This is a genomic window from Sphingobium sp. GW456-12-10-14-TSB1 (assembly GCF_059424385.1).
Genome location: NZ_JBWKZI010000001.1, coordinates 2211861 through 2230664 on the forward strand (window position 1 = coordinate 2211861; position 18804 = coordinate 2230664).

General features: G+C 66.5%; 13 protein-coding genes. 9 read left to right on the forward strand and 4 right to left on the reverse strand.

The window, feature by feature from the left end; translation table 11 throughout:
• Positions 1 to 14: 14 nt before the first annotated feature.
• A complete protein-coding gene (locus tag AC07X9_RS10840) occupies positions 15 to 1625 on the reverse strand; it encodes a caspase family protein (protein ID WP_241763594.1) in 1611 nt (536 codons plus the stop codon).
• Between the two features lie 202 nt (positions 1626 to 1827).
• Here AC07X9_RS10840 and AC07X9_RS10845 point away from each other — a divergent pair, with 202 nt between their 5' ends.
• The 7 genes from AC07X9_RS10845 (at position 1828) to AC07X9_RS10875 (ending at position 10205) form a co-directional block, all read left to right on the forward strand.
• Positions 1828 to 2502 carry a hypothetical protein gene (locus tag AC07X9_RS10845; RefSeq protein ID WP_026002188.1) on the forward strand — a complete coding sequence of 225 codons (675 nt, stop codon included), beginning with the start codon at positions 1828 to 1830 and terminating at the stop codon, positions 2500 to 2502.
• Positions 2499 to 4130, forward strand: a complete 1632-nt coding sequence (locus tag AC07X9_RS10850; RefSeq protein WP_020477395.1) for an SUMF1/EgtB/PvdO family nonheme iron enzyme — start codon at positions 2499 to 2501, stop codon at positions 4128 to 4130. Before AC07X9_RS10845 ends, AC07X9_RS10850 begins: the two co-directional genes overlap by 4 nt.
• 61 nt (positions 4131 to 4191) lie before the next feature.
• The gene (locus AC07X9_RS10855; protein WP_086485764.1) at positions 4192 to 5106 is read left to right on the forward strand and encodes a hypothetical protein; all 915 of its coding nucleotides are present in this window, start codon (positions 4192 to 4194) and stop codon (positions 5104 to 5106) included.
• A gap of 26 nt (positions 5107 to 5132) precedes the next feature.
• Positions 5133 to 6677 carry a C1 family peptidase gene (locus AC07X9_RS10860; RefSeq protein WP_026002189.1) on the forward strand — a complete coding sequence of 515 codons (1545 nt, stop codon included), beginning with the start codon at positions 5133 to 5135 and terminating at the stop codon, positions 6675 to 6677.
• 8 nt (positions 6678 to 6685) lie between these two features.
• A complete protein-coding gene (locus tag AC07X9_RS10865) occupies positions 6686 to 8797 on the forward strand; it encodes a RyR domain-containing protein (protein ID WP_017181949.1) in 2112 nt (703 codons plus the stop codon).
• Complete coding sequence (locus AC07X9_RS10870; RefSeq protein WP_017181950.1) at positions 8785 to 9552, forward strand: ABC transporter permease; 768 nt, start codon at positions 8785 to 8787, stop codon at positions 9550 to 9552. Before AC07X9_RS10865 ends, AC07X9_RS10870 begins: the two co-directional genes overlap by 13 nt.
• The gene (locus AC07X9_RS10875; RefSeq protein WP_017181951.1) at positions 9549 to 10205 is read left to right on the forward strand and encodes an ATP-binding cassette domain-containing protein; all 657 of its coding nucleotides are present in this window, start codon (positions 9549 to 9551) and stop codon (positions 10203 to 10205) included. The genes AC07X9_RS10870 and AC07X9_RS10875 overlap by 4 nt, the downstream gene beginning before the upstream one ends.
• Positions 10206 to 10293: 88 nt before the next feature.
• Here the strand turns inward: AC07X9_RS10875 and AC07X9_RS10880 are convergent, their stop codons facing one another.
• Genes AC07X9_RS10880 through AC07X9_RS10890 form a run of 3 tightly spaced genes read right to left on the reverse strand, consistent with a single transcriptional unit; the run spans position 10294 to position 15510 of the window.
• Complete coding sequence (locus AC07X9_RS10880) at positions 10294 to 10887, reverse strand: ABC-type transport auxiliary lipoprotein family protein (RefSeq protein ID WP_017181952.1); 594 nt, start codon at positions 10885 to 10887, stop codon at positions 10294 to 10296.
• Positions 10884 to 11879 carry an MlaD family protein gene (locus AC07X9_RS10885; protein WP_017181953.1) on the reverse strand — a complete coding sequence of 332 codons (996 nt, stop codon included), beginning with the start codon at positions 11877 to 11879 and terminating at the stop codon, positions 10884 to 10886. The genes AC07X9_RS10880 and AC07X9_RS10885 overlap by 4 nt, the downstream gene beginning before the upstream one ends.
• A gap of 46 nt (positions 11880 to 11925) precedes the next feature.
• Positions 11926 to 15510, reverse strand: coding sequence for a hydantoinase B/oxoprolinase family protein (locus AC07X9_RS10890; protein ID WP_026002190.1), 3585 nt, complete (start codon positions 15508 to 15510; stop codon positions 11926 to 11928).
• Between the two features lie 104 nt (positions 15511 to 15614).
• Here AC07X9_RS10890 and AC07X9_RS10895 point away from each other — a divergent pair, with 104 nt between their 5' ends.
• Both AC07X9_RS10895 and AC07X9_RS10900 read left to right on the forward strand, forming a co-directional pair.
• Positions 15615 to 17474 carry a CHASE3 domain-containing protein gene (locus tag AC07X9_RS10895; protein WP_017181955.1) on the forward strand — a complete coding sequence of 620 codons (1860 nt, stop codon included), beginning with the start codon at positions 15615 to 15617 and terminating at the stop codon, positions 17472 to 17474.
• Between the two features lie 61 nt (positions 17475 to 17535).
• Positions 17536 to 18780 (forward strand): putative DNA modification/repair radical SAM protein, encoded by a 1245-nt coding sequence (locus AC07X9_RS10900; protein WP_017181956.1) that lies wholly within the window; start codon positions 17536 to 17538, stop codon positions 18778 to 18780.
• The last annotated feature ends 24 nt before the right edge of the window (positions 18781 to 18804 follow it).

Here is an 18804-nt window from a genome sequence, read left to right on the forward strand (position 1 = left end):
CGACAGGCATCGCGTCAGTTGCCGGTATAAAGCTCGCCGATCGACAGGCTCGCGTGCCCCGGCGACTTGGCCAGCAATTCGCGGATCGGCGCGACCAGCCAGTTGGCGGCGCGCTGATTTTCGACCGTGCGCAGCAGGACGCGGAAGGCTTCCGGCGGCTGAGGCGTCACCAGGGCAACGACATGGTCCGCGCCATAGGGAGCGATGACCTGGCTTTCGAGGACCGGCAGCGACTGGCCGGGGGCGAGGCGACCGTCGCCGTCCGACGGCGCGACCGGGAAAAGGCGCTGGATCGTGCCGTCCGACGCTATGTTGAACACAGTGGCATATTGTGGCGCGGCGACACGCTGGCCGTCCGCCTGTAGCGCCAGCGTGACCGGCGCGCCGGACGGATAGCGCGCACCATTGTCGAGCGGGCCGACGACTAGCCGGGCGCGCTGTTCGGACAGGAGCGGTCGCATCGTTTCGATCGCGGCCCATTTGTCGATGACCCCGCGCAGCTGCGGCAGGGTTTTGACATTTTGCGCGACCATGTCGCCCGTGCGGCGGAGCATGACGTGGCGGACATTGTCCCAGACGAAATCCGCGCCTTTGCCATCACTCAGGACACGCCAGGGATGGTCAGGGCCGGCGACGCTGGCCCGCGCCTTCACATCAGCGACGTAGAGGCCGGGCAGCGGCGGCGCGACGGGGGGCGCGGGTGGCGGCGGCACGGTGGCGAACAGCCCCTGCCCTTCGCGGCCCGGCGGGATGATGATGCTGCTTTCCTGCCGCTGGCCACTCAACATGCGGACCTGGACATTGAGATAGGTGCCCAGTTCACCGATGGTCAGCTTGCCATCGCCATCCTGATCCGCCGCCATGCCCCTGCCATCGGCTCCTGGCGTGGTCAGCCCCTGTTCGAACGACCATGTAAGGAAACCGCGTGTCGGCGCGCCTTCGACCGGCAGGGCATTTTCCCATGCGATCTGATCGTCGCGGGCAGCGCCGATATAGAAAAGGTTTGGCAGATCTTCCCGCGTGGCGGTGAGCGCCGCGCCCTCGACCGAAGCCAAGGTGCTGGCGAAACGCGGCGCGGGGCGAGAGCCCAGTTCGACATTGCGGCCACCCAGCGTCAGGCGCGGGGTCATGCCCATCGCGCGCGGATCGACAGATCGGTGCAGCGTGCCCGAATGGCAGGTGTCCGCCATCATCAGCACCTGCACGCCGCGCGGCACGTAGAGGGCCAGCCAGGTGTAGAAATCCTTGTCGACGATGAAGCGTTCAGCGTCCTTGCTGTCAGGATCGAAACCGGGCAGCGGCAGGAACTGGTCGGTATCGCCGTCTCGCGTCCCCTTCACGCTGGCTTCGGCCAACGCGCCATGGCCGGTATAGTAAAGGAATATCCAGTCGCCCGGCTTGGAACGTAGCCCCAAAGCATGGAGCGCGGTTTCAACCGTGGTCCGACTGACACCTTCATTGCGCAATATTGTGACATCGCTGGCGCCCTGACCGCGAATCACTGTTTCCATCGCTGCAAGATCATTTTCGGGACCAGCAAGATCCATGATCTGGGACGAGTGGAACTGCCATGCGCCCACCAATAGGGCGCGGGTTTCGGCTTTAGCGAGCGAAGGAGATGCCATTATTGTGACAAAAGCGGTTAATACTGTTGCCCAGAGTCCAAGAAGCCCCTTCCCCACTTGGGATCTCCCGCGATTTTTTGTTGCCTGTTCAGTTATTACCCCATAATCTCATAATGGTTTGGGGAGCAATAACTATATCATGACACGGGGTGGGACGATGATAATAGTCAGAAGCTTCTTAACCATTGCTGCGGCGGGGTTTTTGTTAGGATCTTCCTCCGCCGCACTGGCGCAGGCCAACCCGCCCGCGACACCGGCGCAAGGCGGGGCGGGCAACGCGACCGATGGCGCTGCCGGGCGCGGCGTGCGCATCCTGCAACCCGAAACGTCCCCCGCGAATATCGTTACGAATGGGCAACAGGCTGCGCCTGCCAATGCGTCGCAGCCGGTCACCCCTCCCGCGGCCAATGCCATCGCGCCGGCAAAGCAGCGCCCGACCGCCCCGGCCGGCGCGGGACCAGTCCCGGCGCGCGCGCCGGCTCCGGTTCCTGCCGTGCTGAAATCGTGCGACCGTCCCTTTGCCAAACCCACCCTTCGTTTTGCCAACCCGGCCCGGTTCGACCGCGCGCTCAAAGGCGCGCTGCGGCGGGGCAAGACGGTGGTGGTCGATATCGAATCGCCCTATCCGGTCGCCAATGAAGCGCCCGCGCCGCTGGGCGCCTGGCTGAACGAGGTCGAAAAAAGCGGTGGCATGGTCACCGTCAGCCCCTATTGCCAAAAGGGTCGGGGCCTGGGTGGCTTCCTTGCCAAGCTGTTCGGCGGCGGCCCGGCTGAACCCTATAAGGCTGCGCGCGCCTATGACGCGGTGCTGCATGTCGATTCGGTAGACCAGATCGTCACTCAAGTAGAATTCGCGCCGCGCAAGGCATCCAAATGACCCCACGCCCCGTTTTGTTTCCCGCGCTCCTGTTCCGCGCCATGGCAGCGCTGAGCCTGTTCGTCGCGTTGCTGACTGGCAGCGGCGCGGCGCAAGCGGCGGACGAACCCCGGCTGGCGCTCGTGATCGTCAATGGCGCGTATCAGTCCTTCGACAAGCTGGCGTCCACCTATGCCGATGGCGACAAGATCGCCACCGCGCTCAGCGCGACCGGCTTTGTCGATGCGAATGGCGAAGGGCCGGTGCAGGTGCGGCGTGACCTGTCGCGCGAAGCGATGCTGGCCGCGATTGCCGATTTCCGCGCGAAACTGACCGCTGCCGGACCCAAGGCGTTCGGCATGCTCTATTTTTCCGGCCATGGCGCGGCGCTGGGCAGCTATGGCGACGTCATGCTGCTGCCGGTGGATGCCGGGCGCGACGTGACGGCGGAAACGGCGACGCTGACCCGCGCGGCGCTGACCCGCAATCTGCTGGGGTCCGGCGCGAAAACGATGCTGATCGTACTGGACATGTGCCGGAACGTGCTGGCCGCGCCGCCGCCGTCACTGGCGCAGATGATCGCCGACCAGACCGGGGTCGAAACGAGCGCCGTGGGTGAACTGGCCGGGAGCAAGGGCCTGCGCCGCATGGTGCGCGCGCCCGCCGCCGCGATCCGGCCCGATCAGGGTTATCTGGTCGCCTTTTCCACCAGCGCGGACCAGTTCGCGTTCGACGACGGTATCTTTTCCAAGGTGCTGGCCGAGGAAATCCGCCGCCCGCAGCAGAATATCGCCGACGCCTTGAAGCGCGTGTCCGATCGGGTCGCGCTGTCGTCGGGCAAGAATTTCCAGAAGCCGACCTTCGACTATGGCCTGCAAGGCGCGCCGCCCTGCTTCATTTCCTGCGACCGGGCCGCGAATGACCGCTTCTATGATTGCGCCAACTGCCCATGGATGCGCGCCATCCCCGCCGGCACCACGCCGTTCGGGTCGCCAGCGTCGGAACCGGGGCGCGGCAGCGACGAGCCGGTGCAGGCCGATGTCCGGATCGAACGGCCCTTTGCGATCGGCGTCTATGAAGTGACGATCGCGGAATGGAATGGGTGCGTGCGCGACAATGCCTGCGCGAAGCTGGGCAATTGGGCGAAGGAAAATCCCAACCCGCTGATCCCCGCGACCGACATCAGTTATGAGGATGCGCAGGCGTTCCTGGCCTGGCTGACCGTCAAGTCAGGCCGCACCTATCGCCTGCCGACAGAGGCGGAATGGGAATATGCCAGCCGGGGCGGCGCGCCGACCGCTTTCCCCTGGGGCGACGATATTGCGCCGAGCCAGGCCAATTATGACCATACCGCCCGCTATCGCGGATCGGACACCGCGCCCTATCGCGGTTATCCCGAAAGCGTGAACGCCTATCCCGCCAACGCCCTGGGCCTCAATCAGATGCAGGGCAATGTGTGGGAATGGACATCGGGATGCACCGACCAGTCGTGCCGGATGCGGGTGATCCGGGGCGGATCGTTCGAAAGCGCGCCCGACGCGCTGCGATCGGCCAACCGTTTCACCGTGCCGCCGACCAAGCGGCGGCAGGATGCAGGGCTGCGGGTCGTGCGGGATCTGGACCCGGACGAGATATTCGCCGCGTCCTGACAATTTTTCATGTGGGTTTGGCACCGGACGGGGAAACCGGTGCCGCAAAGGGGGTAAGAGAATGAGAATATATCTGGCGACGGCAGCGCTGATCGCGATTGTGCCGGGGATGGCGCAGGCCGCGCCCTATCTGGCGACGGTGGGCAGTCCCAACAGTCTGCAACATAGCGCGGTATCGACGGCGCTGAACCTGAATGACCTGGACTATGATGACGATCCGGACACGCCGGGTTTCGACATGGAGGGGGATGCCGACACGATCGGCGCGGCGATCACCTATTGGGGCGCCTATGGTAATGAAGGCCAGCGCTATGAGCTGCGCTATCAAAAGGCGCTGCGGCCATTCGAGGGCAGCCGCGCCCGCGTGCTGATCGACCCGGTGCTGAACGTCCTGCACGTCAACAATGGCGCGACCGCGACGATGGGGACGCTGTCCACCGGGATCGAGATACCGGTCCAGCCCAACTGGCTGATCACCCCGCGTGTCGCCTATGGCGTGACCGACGCGGGCGCCTTTTTCGGATCGACCAGCAGCGACCTCATTACCCTGTCGGCCAGCAGCCGATACAAGATCACACAGGTCGGGCGCGGCGACCTGACCATCGGCAATATGATCGGCTGGTCGACCACCACCGATTGGGGGCTGGGGCGCGATCCCGCCTTCTATCTGAAGGAAAATGTCTTCACCTTCCGCAACGGGCTCGCCTATCAATTGCCGTTCAAGGGACGGATGTTCGGCGGGCGACAGGGATCGCTGCGCGCCAGCTATACCTGGACGAAGCTGACCGACGATCCGCAATCCTATGAAAATGTGCACGAGGCGGCGCTGAGCATCGGCGTGCGTACCCGCGAAGCCGAGCAGAAGAGCAAGGCGGAGCAACTGCGCATCGGCCTGATCTACACCCATGGCACCAGCAGCTTTTCGCATGATTTCGATTATGACGCGGTGACGCTGACCATCGGCTATCGCTTCTAGAACCAGAATTTCGGGAGGAACGGGTGATGACACGTCGTTTCGTCACATGGGGCGGTCCGGCATTGCTGGCGCTCTGTGCCGCGGGATCGTCCGCGCAGCAGGGCAATGACAGCCAGTTCATGACCGGCGCTGAACCTGTTTCTCCCGAAGATTATGCCAAGCTGCCCAAACAGGGGCGGTTCCGCGCCTATCTGCCCAAGCGGGTGGACCTGTCCAATGCCTATCCTCCGCCCGGATCGCAGGGACCGCAGCCCAATTGCGTCGCATGGGCCACCACCTATGCCGCGCGCACCTTCCTGAATTTCCGCGACAAGGCGGTGCAGCCGGCCACCCCTGCCGATCAGATGAGCCCGGCCTATGTTTATAACAGGCTGCGTCCGGTCGGATCGCCGTGCGCGGGGACGATCAGCATCGTCCAGGCACTGACATTGCTCAAGAATGAGGGGACGGTCAGCCTGGCCGACTTTCCCGACGACATGACCAAATGCGCGATCCCCGCGCCCGAAGCGCTGAAGGCCAAGGCGGGCAATTACCGCCTGCTCGACTGGCGCGCGGTTGATCGTGAGGTCAAGGACGACTGGCGCACGCCGATCATCCTGGACGATGTGAAGGGTGCGCTGGCGCGCGGCGCGCCGGTGATATTCGCCATGCCGGTTTCTGCCGATTTCAAGGCCCATCGCGGCGATGGCATCTACAGCCGCGCGGAAAAGCCCGAACATGCCAGTTATCACGCCATGGCGATCGTGGGCTATGACGAGGAGCGGCAGGCGCTGCGCATTATGAACAGCTGGGGCCCGATCTGGGGTGACAAGGGCTATGCCTGGATCGACTATGAGACCTTCCGGCTGCTGACGGGCGAAGCCTATTCGCTCGAAGCGCCGGTCGTGCCGGTCGCGCCTGGTGCGCCTACGCCAGCGCCCAAGAGCGCGGCGCAGATCCTGCGCGAACAGGCCGCCGCCATGCCATGCGGCGGCGTCAGCGTGAAAGGCGGCGCGGTGTCGGGCTTTTCCGGCGACCTGAACGCCATTGCGGCGCTGCGCGAGGCGGCGTTGAAGGCGGACCCGAATGCGAAGTTCGAGGTGCGCCATCTGCCATGGCCGCAATGCGAGGCGGCGCTGACTCTGGCGGCGCCGCTGGCCCGCACGGGAACGCGGATCGCGGCGCTGACCGAGGCGGGCATGCCGCGGGACGGCGATCCGGTGACGATGAAGGAGAATGAGATTTTCGGCGTCAGCGCCACCACCACGGCGGCGCGGCCCTATATCAGCATCATCTACCTCCAGGCCGACGGCAGCGCGGTGGAACTGCATCGCGGCCATCCCGAACCCGATGGCAAGGGGGTGCGGCAGGTGATGATCGGCCTGTCCAAAACCGCGCAGCGCTATGCGGTCGCCCCGCCGTTCGGCCCGGAGATGATCGTCGCGCTGGCGTCCGACAAGCCGCTGTTTGGCGATGATGAAGTGATCAATGGCACCGAACGGCAATTTTTGACGCGGTTGCGCGCCAAGCTGGTCGGCCAGTCCGGCGACGGCGTGTCCGCCGCCTTCGTCCGCCTGCATACCAGCAACTGATCCTGGCGATGCACTGGCGCAAGGGAGCATGGCGACCGCCCGTCGCGCCGATCGTGCGGTTCGGGGCGCTGGGGATCGCCTTTCTGCTGGGCATATGGGGTTTTTCCCAGGCCTGTGAACAGGCGGGCATCGCCTCTACCCTGCCGCAGGATGCACTTCGGTCGCTAGGGTTGGCCGTCGGCCATTTCCCGCAGGCGCTGGAGGACCGCGACCTGCCCGTCGCGCTGCATATCGCGCGCTGGGCGCTGCCGCTGCTGACTGTATGGTCCATGGCCGGGCTGGCGTGGACGCAGGTGCGCAATCCCTGGCGGCTGGCGCTTGTCCGGGCGCGCGGCGACCATCTGGTGATTTCCGGCGACGCCGATAGCGAACTGGCCGCGCGGGCGGCGCTCGGCGCGCTGGACGAAGGGCGGCGGGTGCTGCTGTGGCCACGCGATCGACGCGCCGGCTGGGTCCCCGACGCGATCGAAGCCGGGGCAGCGGAGGTCGAGCAGGCGGCGACGGACGAAAGCGTGCAGGCGCTGGCGCTGGACAAGGCGCGGGCGGCGATGCTGCTGAGCCGCGAGGCGCGGACCAACATCGCGCTGGCCGCCGTCCTGATGGCTGAGGCGGCGCGGGTACGCGCCGCCGGTGATCCGCTGGACGTCATCCTGCGCGTCGATGATCTGGACCTGCGACGCAGCGTCGAGCAGCGATTCGAGCAGGGCGACCGCAAGACTGCGCGGGTACGGATGGCGGCGCTGCCGGACATCGCCGCGCGACAGCTGGCGCTGGCCCGCCCGATCGACGCTTTTGCCCGCGCGGGACAGGCGGGGCGCGGGGTGCTGGTCATCGGCTTCACGCCGCTGATCGAACGCTATGTGCTTCGTACGCTGGCGGGCGGCCATTATCGCGATGGCGGAAAGCCGGGCTTTGTCATTCATCTGGCCGATGCGGCGAAGGCCGAAGCGGGTTTCCGCGCGCGCAATCCGGGCGCAGACACACTGTCGCCGCTGCGCTTTGTCGAGGCACGCGCCGACCCGACGGGAATTGGCGCGCTGATCGACCAGCATGTCGCGGCACATGGGGAACCCGTCGCGATCCTGATCGATGCGGGCGGCGACGATCGGACGCTGGCGATCGCGCTGGCGGTCGATGCACGCTATCGGACCGCTGCGCTGGTCGCGCCGCCGATCCATGTGCGCATGGATAGCGGGTATGACGCGCGGCTGGGCGCAGGAATATTGCCGTTCGGGGCACTGGCCAATCTGGCCGATCCCGACATGCTGTTGCAGGACCGGCATGACGTGCTGGCGCGGTCGATCCATGACTTCTATCTGGAGGGACGCTTTGCCGAAGGCGAGCGGATCGGCGTGCGCGCGTCGATGCAGGAGTGGGACGATCTGCCCGAATCCTTTCGCGACGATAACCGGCTGGTCGCTGACTGTTATAGCCTGAAGCTGCGCGACATCGGCGCGCGGCTGGTGGAAGGGAGCGGGCCGTCACTGGTGCTGACGCCCGACGAGCTGGAGGAATTGTCACGCGCCGAACATGATCGCTGGATGGCGGCCAAGCTGGTGCAGGGCTGGACATTCGGGGCGGTGCGCGACGATGCCAAGCGGCTGCACCCCGACATCATTCCCTATGACGAGTTGAGCGAGGCGATCAAGGATCTGGACCGGGAGCAGGTGCGGATCATGGCGCGGTTGCTGGGCGCGTCGGGGCGGCGGGCCTTGCGGGTGCTGCGCGTGGCCATCCTACCCGGCGGCGACGGCGCCTGCCCCGATCCGGGCGCGCTGCTGGCGACGCTGTACGCGCAATATCCCGACCGGGTGCCATTGTTCGCGGGCGATCTGGCCGATGGCTGGGCGCGCGCGATGATGGGCGCGCTGCATCAGCGGGGACATTTGGTCCAGTTGCTGCTGAACGCCCATGTTCAGGCGATCATCGACAGGCTGGACGGTGCGGATGCGCGGATGGCGGTAGCGCTGGTGCGCACGGCGGACAGCCTATACGCCACGACCGATCCGGGGGAGATGCCCGATGCGCAACTGGTCCTGACGCCCGGCCCGATCGAGGATGATCGCGCCGTGCAACTGGGCGGCGACGGCACGATCGTTCGGGCACCATGGGCACGTTGAGGGGCAGCCGCAAGATCGTCGCCGCGGTGGGCGCAGGACTGTGGCTGATCGGGCGCGCGGCGCGCGGCATGGCGCGGCGGCTGGTGGCGGGCGACCGGCTGGCGCAGCGACAACTGGCCGATAGCTTGCCGCTGCATGTGTGGCGCCCCTTGCGCACCCTGCTGCCGCTCGCCGCGCTGGCGGGGATGATCGCCGGGATCGGCGCGGCGCGGCTGCTGGCATTGTATAATGCGCAGATTCCGGTCCAGTCGGCGCTGGCCGAAACGCTGCTGCGCGACATCGTGCCGCTGCTGGTCGGGCTGTTCGCGTCGGGCAGCGTGTCGGTGGCGCTGTCATCGCGGCTGGGGGCAATGTCGCTCAACCGGGAGATTGACGCGCTGGAGGCGCTGGGGCGCGATCCTGTCGGCCATGCCCTGGGTCCAGCGCTGGTTGCGGTGCTGTTGTCGGTGCCGATCCATATGATGCTTGCCGGTCTGGCGGCGCTGGTCGGCTGTGCGCTGCCGCTGCGGTTGATAGCCAATATCGGCTGGGCGCAGTGGGCGGGCTTCGCCTTTTCCCATGAGGCGGCGGCCGCGATGCTGACCGGCATGGCCAAGGTGCTGGTCTATGCGCTGATCGCCTTTGGCGTGGGCGGCGCGGTGGGGGCAAGGCGCGTGCGGTCCCCCGCCGACATTGGCCGTCGCGCGACCACGGCCTTTACCGCCGGGTTGCTGGGAATTTTTGCCGCAGCGGTCCTGTGGACAGCCCTGGCATGAGCGAGATGCTGGCATTTGAGGGCGTCAGTCTGGTGCTGGGCGGCGCGCGGGTGCTGGACCGGATCGACCTGCACATCGGCGCAGGTGAGCGGGTCGCCATCGTGGGGGAGAGCGGCGCGGGCAAGGGCTGGCTGTTGCGGCTGGCGGTCGGGCTGGCGGAACCGGGCAGCGGCATGGTGCGGCTGATGGGGATCGCGCTGGACGAGGCGGATACCGACCAGCGCCGCTTGCTGCGCGCCCGATGCGGGTTGGCGATGCAGGGCGGGTCGTTGCTGGGCGACCTGACCGTCGAGGAGAATATGCGGCTGGCGCTGGGGCGCATGGGCGGACTCGACGCGCGAGCAAGGCGGCGGATCGACCGGCTGCTGCTGGAATATGGGCTGGAGCAGGCGGCGGGCATCCGCGCCGACATGCTGTCCATCGGCGAACGGCGACGGGCGGAACTGGCGCGGGCCTTCATGCGCGATCCGGACCTGTTGATTTTGGACGAGCCGTTCGAGGGCGCCTATGCGCGCGGCGCGGCGCTGGAGGAACAGGTGCGGCGGCGGACTGTGCCGCATGGTCGCGCGCTGCTGCTGCTGACACAGGATGCGGCGCTGGCGGAACGATTGTGCGAGCGGGTCTATCGGCTGGAGGCGGGGCGGTTGGTATGAGCCAAGCACTATGTGTTCCCGCGCAGGCGGGAACCCAGTTCAAAGGGTGGGACTGGGTTCCCGCCTGCGCGGGAACACATAATGTTGTTCAACAGGAAGCAGTAGTAACCCTGCCCGACACGGCGTCCTCGACAAAGGCCGCGACCGCCTGCTCGATTGCGCCCTGAAACGCGGCGGCGCGCGCCGTGCCTGCCGCCGAGGTGATCGGCTGGGTCGCGCAATAGCGGCCGGTCCAGACCGCCTTCCCCAGCGCCACTTGCGTCACGTCGAAGGCGATAACGGCTTGCGCTGCGCCCGCGCCGGTCACTTCCTCGAACCGGTCGAGCGTGGCGACGATTCGGCGGTCGGCAGCCAGCGACAGGTCCGGCCCGGTGACGGCGGCAAAGCGGGTGCGCAGCCCGGCGACCAGCGCGCGGGCAAGCGTGGTGGCGGGCGGTTCTTCCCAGAACAGGGTCGCGGCCTGGCGGATTTCGCCGGGCGTGGCGGCATCGACATAGGCATAGCGTGCTCCGCCGCTCAATCCCCGCGCCTGCACCGGGGCGACGGCGAGCGTGGGCGCGGGCTGGAGCGGGCCGACGGCAAAGCGCGGGGAGACCCGCATGGTGACGGGGGCGTCCCCGCCTTTCAGCGCAGCGCAGGCCGGGAGCGTGAGAAGCAGGAGGATCGAGGCGAGGCGGATCATTTCTTTCCTCCCGGCGGTGGCGGATCGGCGTAGCGCTGGCCCCGGATCGCAAAGGTCGGATCGCCCGCCAGCCGCTCGCTGAGATTTCCAAGGCTGGCACTGGTGCGTTCCAGATTGGCGCTGGTGGCGATCAGCGAGGCGGATGCCCCTTCGAGGATCATCCGTGCTTCGCTGGCGCTGCCCTTCCCTTCGGCCAGCAACCCGGCGATGCTGGTCTGGTTCTGCGCCACCATCGCCTGGGTTTCGCGCAATATGCCGTTGAGCGCAGCGACGTCGATTTCGGATGCGCGCCCGGTCGCCTTGCGGACATGGGAGAGGGTGAGCGCGATGTCACCCTGCCCCGGCCTGAAGCTGCGGTCGAGTTGGGTGCTGAGCGAGTTGAGCGCGGCCAGCGTTTCCGTCGCGTTGCGGGCGACCTTTGCCATATCGACCGCGCTGCCCGATCCGTCGCCCTGCAACATCGTGGACAGCCGCTGCGCCATGGCGTTGGCGGTGCGGGCGACGGCAGCGGCTTCGCCGATCGCGACCGATGCGGTTTCGAACAGGTCGGCAGGGCGGCGGCATCCGGCAATGGCGTCTGCGCGCTGTGGCCCGGCGACAGGATCACAGCCATAGGCACGGCGGGCAGTCGCGCATTGGGCAGTCGCGGTTTCCAGCGCGACCAGTTCGATGCGCGGGGCCGTCAGCGGATTGGCGGCGGCGACGGTGGCAAAGGCGCAGGGGGATGGCCGCCAGTCCTTCGCCACGCCCATATGGACCGCGAAGGTGCGGCTGGGGCCGTCCAGTTCGACCGAGCGGACCTGCCCGATCGGCGCGCCGCGAAAATAGACCTGCACGCCGGGGGAAACGCCCTCCACATCGTCGAGCGTCGTGGCGATCACCCGCTGGCGGAAGAAGGGATCGGGGATCAGCGCGAGGATCGCGACCAGCGCCACGGCGAGGATCGCGGCCCCGACGCCCCATCTGATCTGCGTTGCTGCGTCCGGCGTCATTCACCCCTCCCCCTGCCTGTGACAACAGCCCCGCGCGGGGCTGTTGTCAAGCGGGATCGGAAGCGCCGAAGCCGCCGCCGCCGGGGGTTTGGATGACGAATATGTCGCCTGCCCGCATGGCCGTGGTGGCGGTGGGGCCGAGCGGTTCGATGCCCCCGTCCGCCCGTTCGATCGCATTGCGGCCGGGACTGCCAGGCGCGCCGCCCGCAAGGCCGAAGGGCGGGACGGTGCGGCGGTTGGACAGGATGCCTGCGGTCATATCCTCCAGAAAGCGGATGCGGCGCAGCGCACCGTCGCCGCCGCGATGCACGCCCTGCCCGCCGGAGCCGGGCCGGATCGAAAATTCTTCCAGCAAGACCGGGAAGCGGGTTTCGAGGATTTCGGGATCGGTAAGGCGGCTGTTGGTCATATGGGTCTGGACCACCGGCGCGCCATCGAAGTCGGGGCCAGCGCCCGAACCCCCGGCGATGGTTTCATAATATTGGTGCCGGGCATTGCCGAAAGTGAGGTTGTTCATCGTCCCCTGTGCGCCCGCCATGACACCCAGGGCGCCAAACAGCGCGTCGGTGACGACCTGGCTGGTTTCGACATTGCCCGCGACCACGGCGGCGGGATGGCGGGGGCGGAGCATCGAGCCTTCAGGGACGATGATGGTGATGGGCTTCAAGCAGCCGTCATTCATCGGCACCGCTTCGTCGATCAGGGTGCGAACGACGTAGAGGACGGCGGCGCGGACGACCGAAGCAGGGGCGTTGAAATTGCCGGGAAGCTGGGCTGACGATCCGGTGAAATCGACCGTGGCCGATCCGGTGCCCTGATCAAGCTGAACAGTGACCTGAACAATCGCACCATTGTCCATCGCATAGGTGAAATGGCCGTCGGACAGGCGACCGATAAGGCGGCGGACCGCGGATTCGGCCTGATCCTGCACATGGCCCATATAGGCGGCGACAGTGGCCGCGCCATAATCGTTACTTATCCGTAACAATTCCTGACTGCCGCGTGCGCAGGCAGCGATCTGGGCCGTGAGATCGGCGATATTCTGGTCGATATTGCGCGCAGGCCATGGCCCCGACGCCAGCAGCGCGCGCATGTCGGCTTCGCAAAATGTGCCGCGATCGACCAGTAGCACATTGTCGAGGATGACGCCTTCTTCCTCGACCGACACGCTGCCGGGCGGCATCGATCCGGGGGTGATGCCGCCAATGTCGGCATGATGGCCGCGCGCCGCGACATAATAGGCCGGGGCGTCGCCGCCGACGAATACGGGCATGACCACGGTGACATCGGGCAGATGGGTGCCGCCATCATAGGGGGCGTTGAGAACATAGACGTCGCCCGGCTGCATCCCGCGCCCGTCGATCGGCGTCCCGTCCCGGCCGATGCCGCGCCGCGCCATGATCGTACGGATACTGTCGCCCATGCTGCCCAGATGGACGGGCATATGCGGGGCGTTGGCGACGAGATTGCCCGCCGCGTCGAACAGGGCGCAGGAGAAATCGAGCCGTTCGCGGATATTGACCGAAGAGGCGCTGTTCTGAAGCGCCGCGCCCATTTCCTCCGCAATAGCCATGAAGAGGCCGCCCATGACTTCAAGCCGGACGGGATCGACCGCGCTGGCGTCCCCGCTCTGCGGTGCTGGGCGCGGGGCATGGCGGGTGAGGATGAGATTGCCGATGGCGTCCAGCCGCGCGCGCCAGCCCGGTTCGACGGCGGTCGTGGACACAGGGTCGATGATGAGCGCCGGTCCGTCGATGATGCTGGCAAGGGCCAGGCCCGCCCGGTCGTGGACCGGCGCGGCTTCGCCAGCGTAATCGACATGGGCGAGCGGCGGTGCTGGTTGCGCGGCGATGGCGGCGATGTCGGTCATCGCTTCGCTCGCCCCGGCAATCGCCTCTACACGGGCCATGTCGATGAGGATGCGCCCCTGCCCGGCGAAACCGAAGCGGGCTTTATGCTGGGTCAGGAAATCCGCGCGCATGGTGTCGATGTCCGCCAGGGGCACGTCGAACAGGCTGTCGGTGCCGTCATAGCGCAGTCGCAGCAGCGTTTCGATCCGGTCGGCCTGGGGCAGGTCGGCGCGGGCGTCGGCGGCCAGGGCCGTCAGTGCATCATCGAGGTCCGCCATGGTCTGCGCGTCCAGCGGCAGCGCCAGCGTGCGTTCGCGCACCGCGCGACGATCGGCCAGGCCCATGCCATAGGCCGACAGCACCCCGCCCAGCGGATGGATCATCACCCGGTCCATGCCGAGCGCATCGGCGACCAGACAGGCATGTTGCCCCCCTGCCCCGCCAAAGCTGGCAAGCGTGTAGCGCGTCACGTCATGGCCCCGCGCGACCGAGATGCGCTTGATCGCATTGGCCATGCTGGCGACGGCGACGGCAATGAAGCCCTGAGCGGCGTCGCGCACGCTCAGGGTTTGGCCGGTTTCCGCCTGCACCTGCGCGCAGATGGCGGCGATGCGCGCCTGCGCCGCATCGGCATCGAGCGGCTGGTCGCCATTCGGGCCGAACAGGCTGGGAAAATGATCGGGCTGGATCTTGCCGAGCAGCAGGTTGCAGTCGGTGACGGTGAGCGGTCCGCCGCGCCGGTAGCAGGCCGGTCCCGGCACCGCGCCCGCCGATTCCGGCCCGACGCGGAAGCGGCCATCGACGAAGCTGCAGATCGATCCGCCGCCCGCCGCGATGGTGTGGATACGCATCATCGGCGCGCGCAGTCGCACACCGGCCACCTGTGCCTCATTGTCGCGCTCATAGGCACCGGCATAATGGGACACGTCGGTCGAGGTGCCGCCCATGTCGAAGCCGATCACCGCGCGAAAACCGGCCTGTTCCGCGGTCCGGGCCAGGCCGACGATGCCGCCCGCCGGGCCGGAGAGGATCGCGTCCTTGCCCCGGAACAGCATGCCGTCGATCAGGCCGCCGCTCGATTGCATGAACAGCATGTCGGCCCGATCGCCCAGCGCGTTGCGCAGCCCGTCGACATAGGCGCGCAGCACGGGCGAAAGATAGGCGTCGGCCAATGTGGTGTCGCCGCGCCCGATCAGCTTGATGAGCGGCGCGACGTCATGGCTGGTCGAAATCTGGGTAAAGCCGATTTCGGCGGCGATCGCTGCGATCGCCTGTTCGTGCGCGGGATAGCGATAGCCATGCATCAGCACGATGGCGATCGCGCGCAGGCCGCCGTCATAGGCCGATTGCAACGCCGCGCGGGCGGCGTCCCGGTCCAGCGCGGTCAGGACCGTGCCATCTGCCATGACCCGTTCGTCCATCTCCGCCACCTGCGCATGAAGCGGGTCGGGCAGGATGATGTGGCGCGCGAACAGGTCTGGCCGGTCCTGATAGCCGATGCGCAGCGCGTCGCGAAAACCGCGCGTGATGGCGAGCAGGGTCGGCTCGCCCTTGCGCTCCAGCAGGGCGTTGGTGGCGATGGTGGTGCCGATCCGCAAGCGACAGGGCGGGATCGGCCCTTCCCCTGCCCCCGTCAGTCGGCGCACCGCCTCTACCGCCGCGTCGACATAGCGTTCCGGGTCGCTGGACAGCAGTTTGGCGGTGTGCAGCCGCCCATCGGGGCCGCGCGCCACCACATCGGTGAAAGTACCGCCGCGATCGATCCAGAATTGCCATTGCATGGCGCGGGTGATGGCGCGATGCTGGCGCGATGGCAAGGCTTTGGGGATTGCACGCTTTGCATTGGGGCTTGCCCTGCGCGCTGCATTTAACCATGAAAGGCGCCATGCCTGCCATCCGCCCCGAACGGTCGATCATCCTGTTATTGCTTGCAATGCTGGTCGTCATGATGGCGGTAACGGGTACATTCTGGCTGTATCGCAGCCAGCAGGCGAGCGCCAATTGGGTCGCACATACGTTGCGGGTGGAAAGCCGGCTGTCGGCGATGATGGTGCAGGTCCAGGCGGCTGAAAGCAGCCAGCGCGGCTATTTGCTGACCGGACGGCCCGAATTTCTGGACAGCTATAATGGATTCGATCGCCAGTGGCGCAGGGATTTGGCGACGCTCAGCCAGGATGTGAGAGACAATCCCGTGCAGGCGCAAGCGGTCGACGGGCTGGATGATCTGATCGCGCGGCGCAGCGCCTATCTGGAACGAGCGATAGCCCGCAAGCGGGCGGGGCTTCCCATCGACCCCAGCATTTTTACGCGCGGCCAGATATTGATGGCGGGCATCCGGGCACGGATCGCCACGATGAAGGCGCGCGAGGAAGCGTTGTTGCGCGATCGCACGGCGAACAATGACCGGCTGAGCATTTTGGTGTCCGGCGGCCTTGCGGTCAGCGCTGCGCTGGCCATTCTGCTGGGCCTGATGGCGCTGCGCACCGCGCAGCGGCGCATGGGCGAAGCGGTCGCGCATGGGCGGGAACTGGAACAGGCCAACGAACGGCTGATCACCGAGGCGCAGGAGCGCGAGGCCGCCGAAGCGCAGTTGCGCCAGATGCAAAAGATGGAATCGATCGGCCAGCTGACGGGCGGCATCGCCCATGATTTCAACAATATGCTGGCGATCGTCATCGGTTCGCTCGACATGGCACGGCGGCGGCTGGGTGACGATGGCGACCCCCGCGTCATCAAGGGCATCGACAATGCGACCGAAGGGGCGCAGCGCGCCGCGCAGTTGACCGCGCGGCTGCTCGCTTTCTCGCGCCAGCAACCGCTCGACCCGCAACCGACCGACGTCAACAAGCTGGTCGGTGGCATGTCCGAACTGCTGCGCCGGACGATCGGTGAGGATGTGCGCGTGGAATCCGTGCTGGCAGGCGGCCTGTGGCGCGCGAGCATCGACGCCAACCAGCTGGAAAACGCTATCATCAACCTGTGCGTCAATGCCCGCGACGCGATGCCGGGCGGCGGCAAGCTGACGATCGAGACCGGCAACGCGCATCTGGACGATGCCTATGCCGCGACCCATGACGAGGTGACGCCGGGCCAATATGTGATGGTATCGGTCACCGACAGCGGCACCGGCATGCCGCCGGACGTGGTTGCGCGCGCGTTCGACCCTTTCTTTACGACCAAGGGCGTGGGCAAGGGCACCGGGCTGGGGCTGAGCCAGGTGTTCGGCTTCGTCAAACAGTCGCGCGGTCATGTGAAAATCTATTCGGAGCCCGGCCAGGGGACGATCATCAAAATCTACCTGCCGCGCCATTATGGGCCGGATGCGACCGGCAGCTATGTCGCCCCCCTGTCCGACAGCCTGCCCCGCGCACAGGGCGAGGAAATCATCCTGCTGGTCGAGGATGAAGAGCGGGTGCGGCATATGTCGGTCGATTCGCTGCGCGAACTGGGCTATACCGTGGTGCAGGCGTCGGACGGCGAACAGGCGTTGGCGATGCTCACGATCCAGCCGCACATCGACATGCTGTTTACCGACATCGTCATGCCGGGCATTAACGGCCGCATCTTGGCCGACCGAGCGCGCGAGGCACGGCCGGGGCTGAAAGTGCTCTACACCACCGGCTATACCCGCAACGCCATCGTCCATAACGGGATGCTGGACCCCGGCGTTTCCTTCCTGGCCAAACCGTTCACGCTGGACCAGCTGGCGGTCAAGGTACGGCAGGTGCTCGACGGCGAAGTCTGATCCGCCCACCAGTTGATCGAGATTGTGGACAGGGGGCAATTTAGAACATATCAGGAACGATATGGTCGCCCTTTCCACTCGTCAAAAGCTCGAAATCCTGGCCGACGCGGCCAAATATGATGCGTCCTGCGCATCATCGGGCACGGCGAAGCGGGATTCGCGCGGGGGCAAGGGAATCGGATCGACCGAGGGTATGGGGATATGCCATGCCTATGCGCCCGATGGCCGCTGTATCTCCCTGCTCAAGATATTGCTGACCAACAGCTGCATTTTCGATTGCCACTATTGCATCAACCGACGGTCGAGCGACGTCAGGCGGGCGCGCTTCACCGTGCAGGAGGTGGTCGACCTGACGCTCAGCTTCTACCGGCGCAACTATATCGAGGGGTTGTTCCTGTCTTCGGGGATCATCGCCTCTTCCGACTATACGATGGAGCAGATGGTCGCGGTAGCGCGCTGCCTGCGCGAAGAGCATGATTTCCGCGGCTATATTCACCTCAAGACCATACCCGATGCAGACCCCGAATTGGCGCATCAGGCCGGGCTGTTTGCCGACCGATTGTCGATCAATGTCGAATTGCCGACACAGGCGGGGCTGGAGCGGCTGGCGCCGGAAAAGGATGGCGTGCGGATCGAAGGCGCGATGGCGGGCATGCGCCATGCGATGGAGGATATGGGCGAGGCGCGGCGCAAATATCGTCATGCGCCGCGCTTTGCCCCCGCCGGGCAATCGACCCAGATGATCGTGGGGGCGGACGATGCCAGCGACAGCGCGATCATCACGCGCGCCAGCAGCCTGTATGACCGACACAGGTTGCGCCGGGTCTATTACAGCGCCTTTTCGCCAATCCCATCGCCCAGCGCCGTGCTGCCGCTCAGGCGACCGCCGCTGTTGCGCGAACATCGGCTCTACCAGTCGGACTGGATGATGCGCTTTTACGGCTATGGCGCGGAGGAGGTGGCGAGCGCGACCGATCCGGTGACGGGCTGCCTGCCGCTCGACATCGACCCCAAGCTGGCCTGGGCGCTGCGCCATCGCGACATTTTCCCCGTCGACGTCAACCGCGCCCCGCGCGAAATGCTGCTGCGCATACCCGGACTGGGGGTGAAGGCGGTCAACCGCATCCTCGCCAGTCGGCGTCACCGCCGGTTACGACTGGACGATGTCGCGCGACTGACGACATCGATCAAGAAGCTGCGCCCGTTTCTGATTGCCAGCGATTGGCGCCCCGTGCAGCTTTCCGATCAAGCGGACCTGCGCAGCCAGATGACCCCTGCCCCCGCACAACTTGATCTTTTTTCATGAAAATGACGCATTTTCCGGTTGATC

Bases quoted from the DNA above. Each gene is read 5' to 3' on its own strand.
- AC07X9_RS10840 (WP_241763594.1), bottom strand. From the start codon at position 1,625: ATGGCATCTCCTTCGCTCGCTAAAGCCGAAACCCGCGCCCTATTGGTG.
- AC07X9_RS10850 (WP_020477395.1), top strand. From the start codon at position 2,499: ATGACCCCACGCCCCGTTTTGTTTCCCGCGCTCCTGTTCCGCGCCATG.
- AC07X9_RS10855 (WP_086485764.1), top strand. From the start codon at position 4,192: ATGAGAATATATCTGGCGACGGCAGCGCTGATCGCGATTGTGCCGGGG.
- AC07X9_RS10860 (WP_026002189.1), top strand. From the start codon at position 5,133: ATGACACGTCGTTTCGTCACATGGGGCGGTCCGGCATTGCTGGCGCTC.
- AC07X9_RS10865 (WP_017181949.1), top strand. From the start codon at position 6,686: ATGCACTGGCGCAAGGGAGCATGGCGACCGCCCGTCGCGCCGATCGTG.
- AC07X9_RS10870 (WP_017181950.1), top strand. From the start codon at position 8,785: ATGGGCACGTTGAGGGGCAGCCGCAAGATCGTCGCCGCGGTGGGCGCA.
- AC07X9_RS10875 (WP_017181951.1), top strand. From the start codon at position 9,549: ATGAGCGAGATGCTGGCATTTGAGGGCGTCAGTCTGGTGCTGGGCGGC.
- AC07X9_RS10880 (WP_017181952.1), bottom strand. From the start codon at position 10,887: ATGATCCGCCTCGCCTCGATCCTCCTGCTTCTCACGCTCCCGGCCTGC.
- AC07X9_RS10885 (WP_017181953.1), bottom strand. From the start codon at position 11,879: ATGACGCCGGACGCAGCAACGCAGATCAGATGGGGCGTCGGGGCCGCG.
- AC07X9_RS10890 (WP_026002190.1), bottom strand. From the start codon at position 15,510: ATGCAATGGCAATTCTGGATCGATCGCGGCGGTACTTTCACCGATGTG.
- AC07X9_RS10895 (WP_017181955.1), top strand. From the start codon at position 15,615: ATGCCTGCCATCCGCCCCGAACGGTCGATCATCCTGTTATTGCTTGCA.
- AC07X9_RS10900 (WP_017181956.1), top strand. From the start codon at position 17,536: ATGGTCGCCCTTTCCACTCGTCAAAAGCTCGAAATCCTGGCCGACGCG.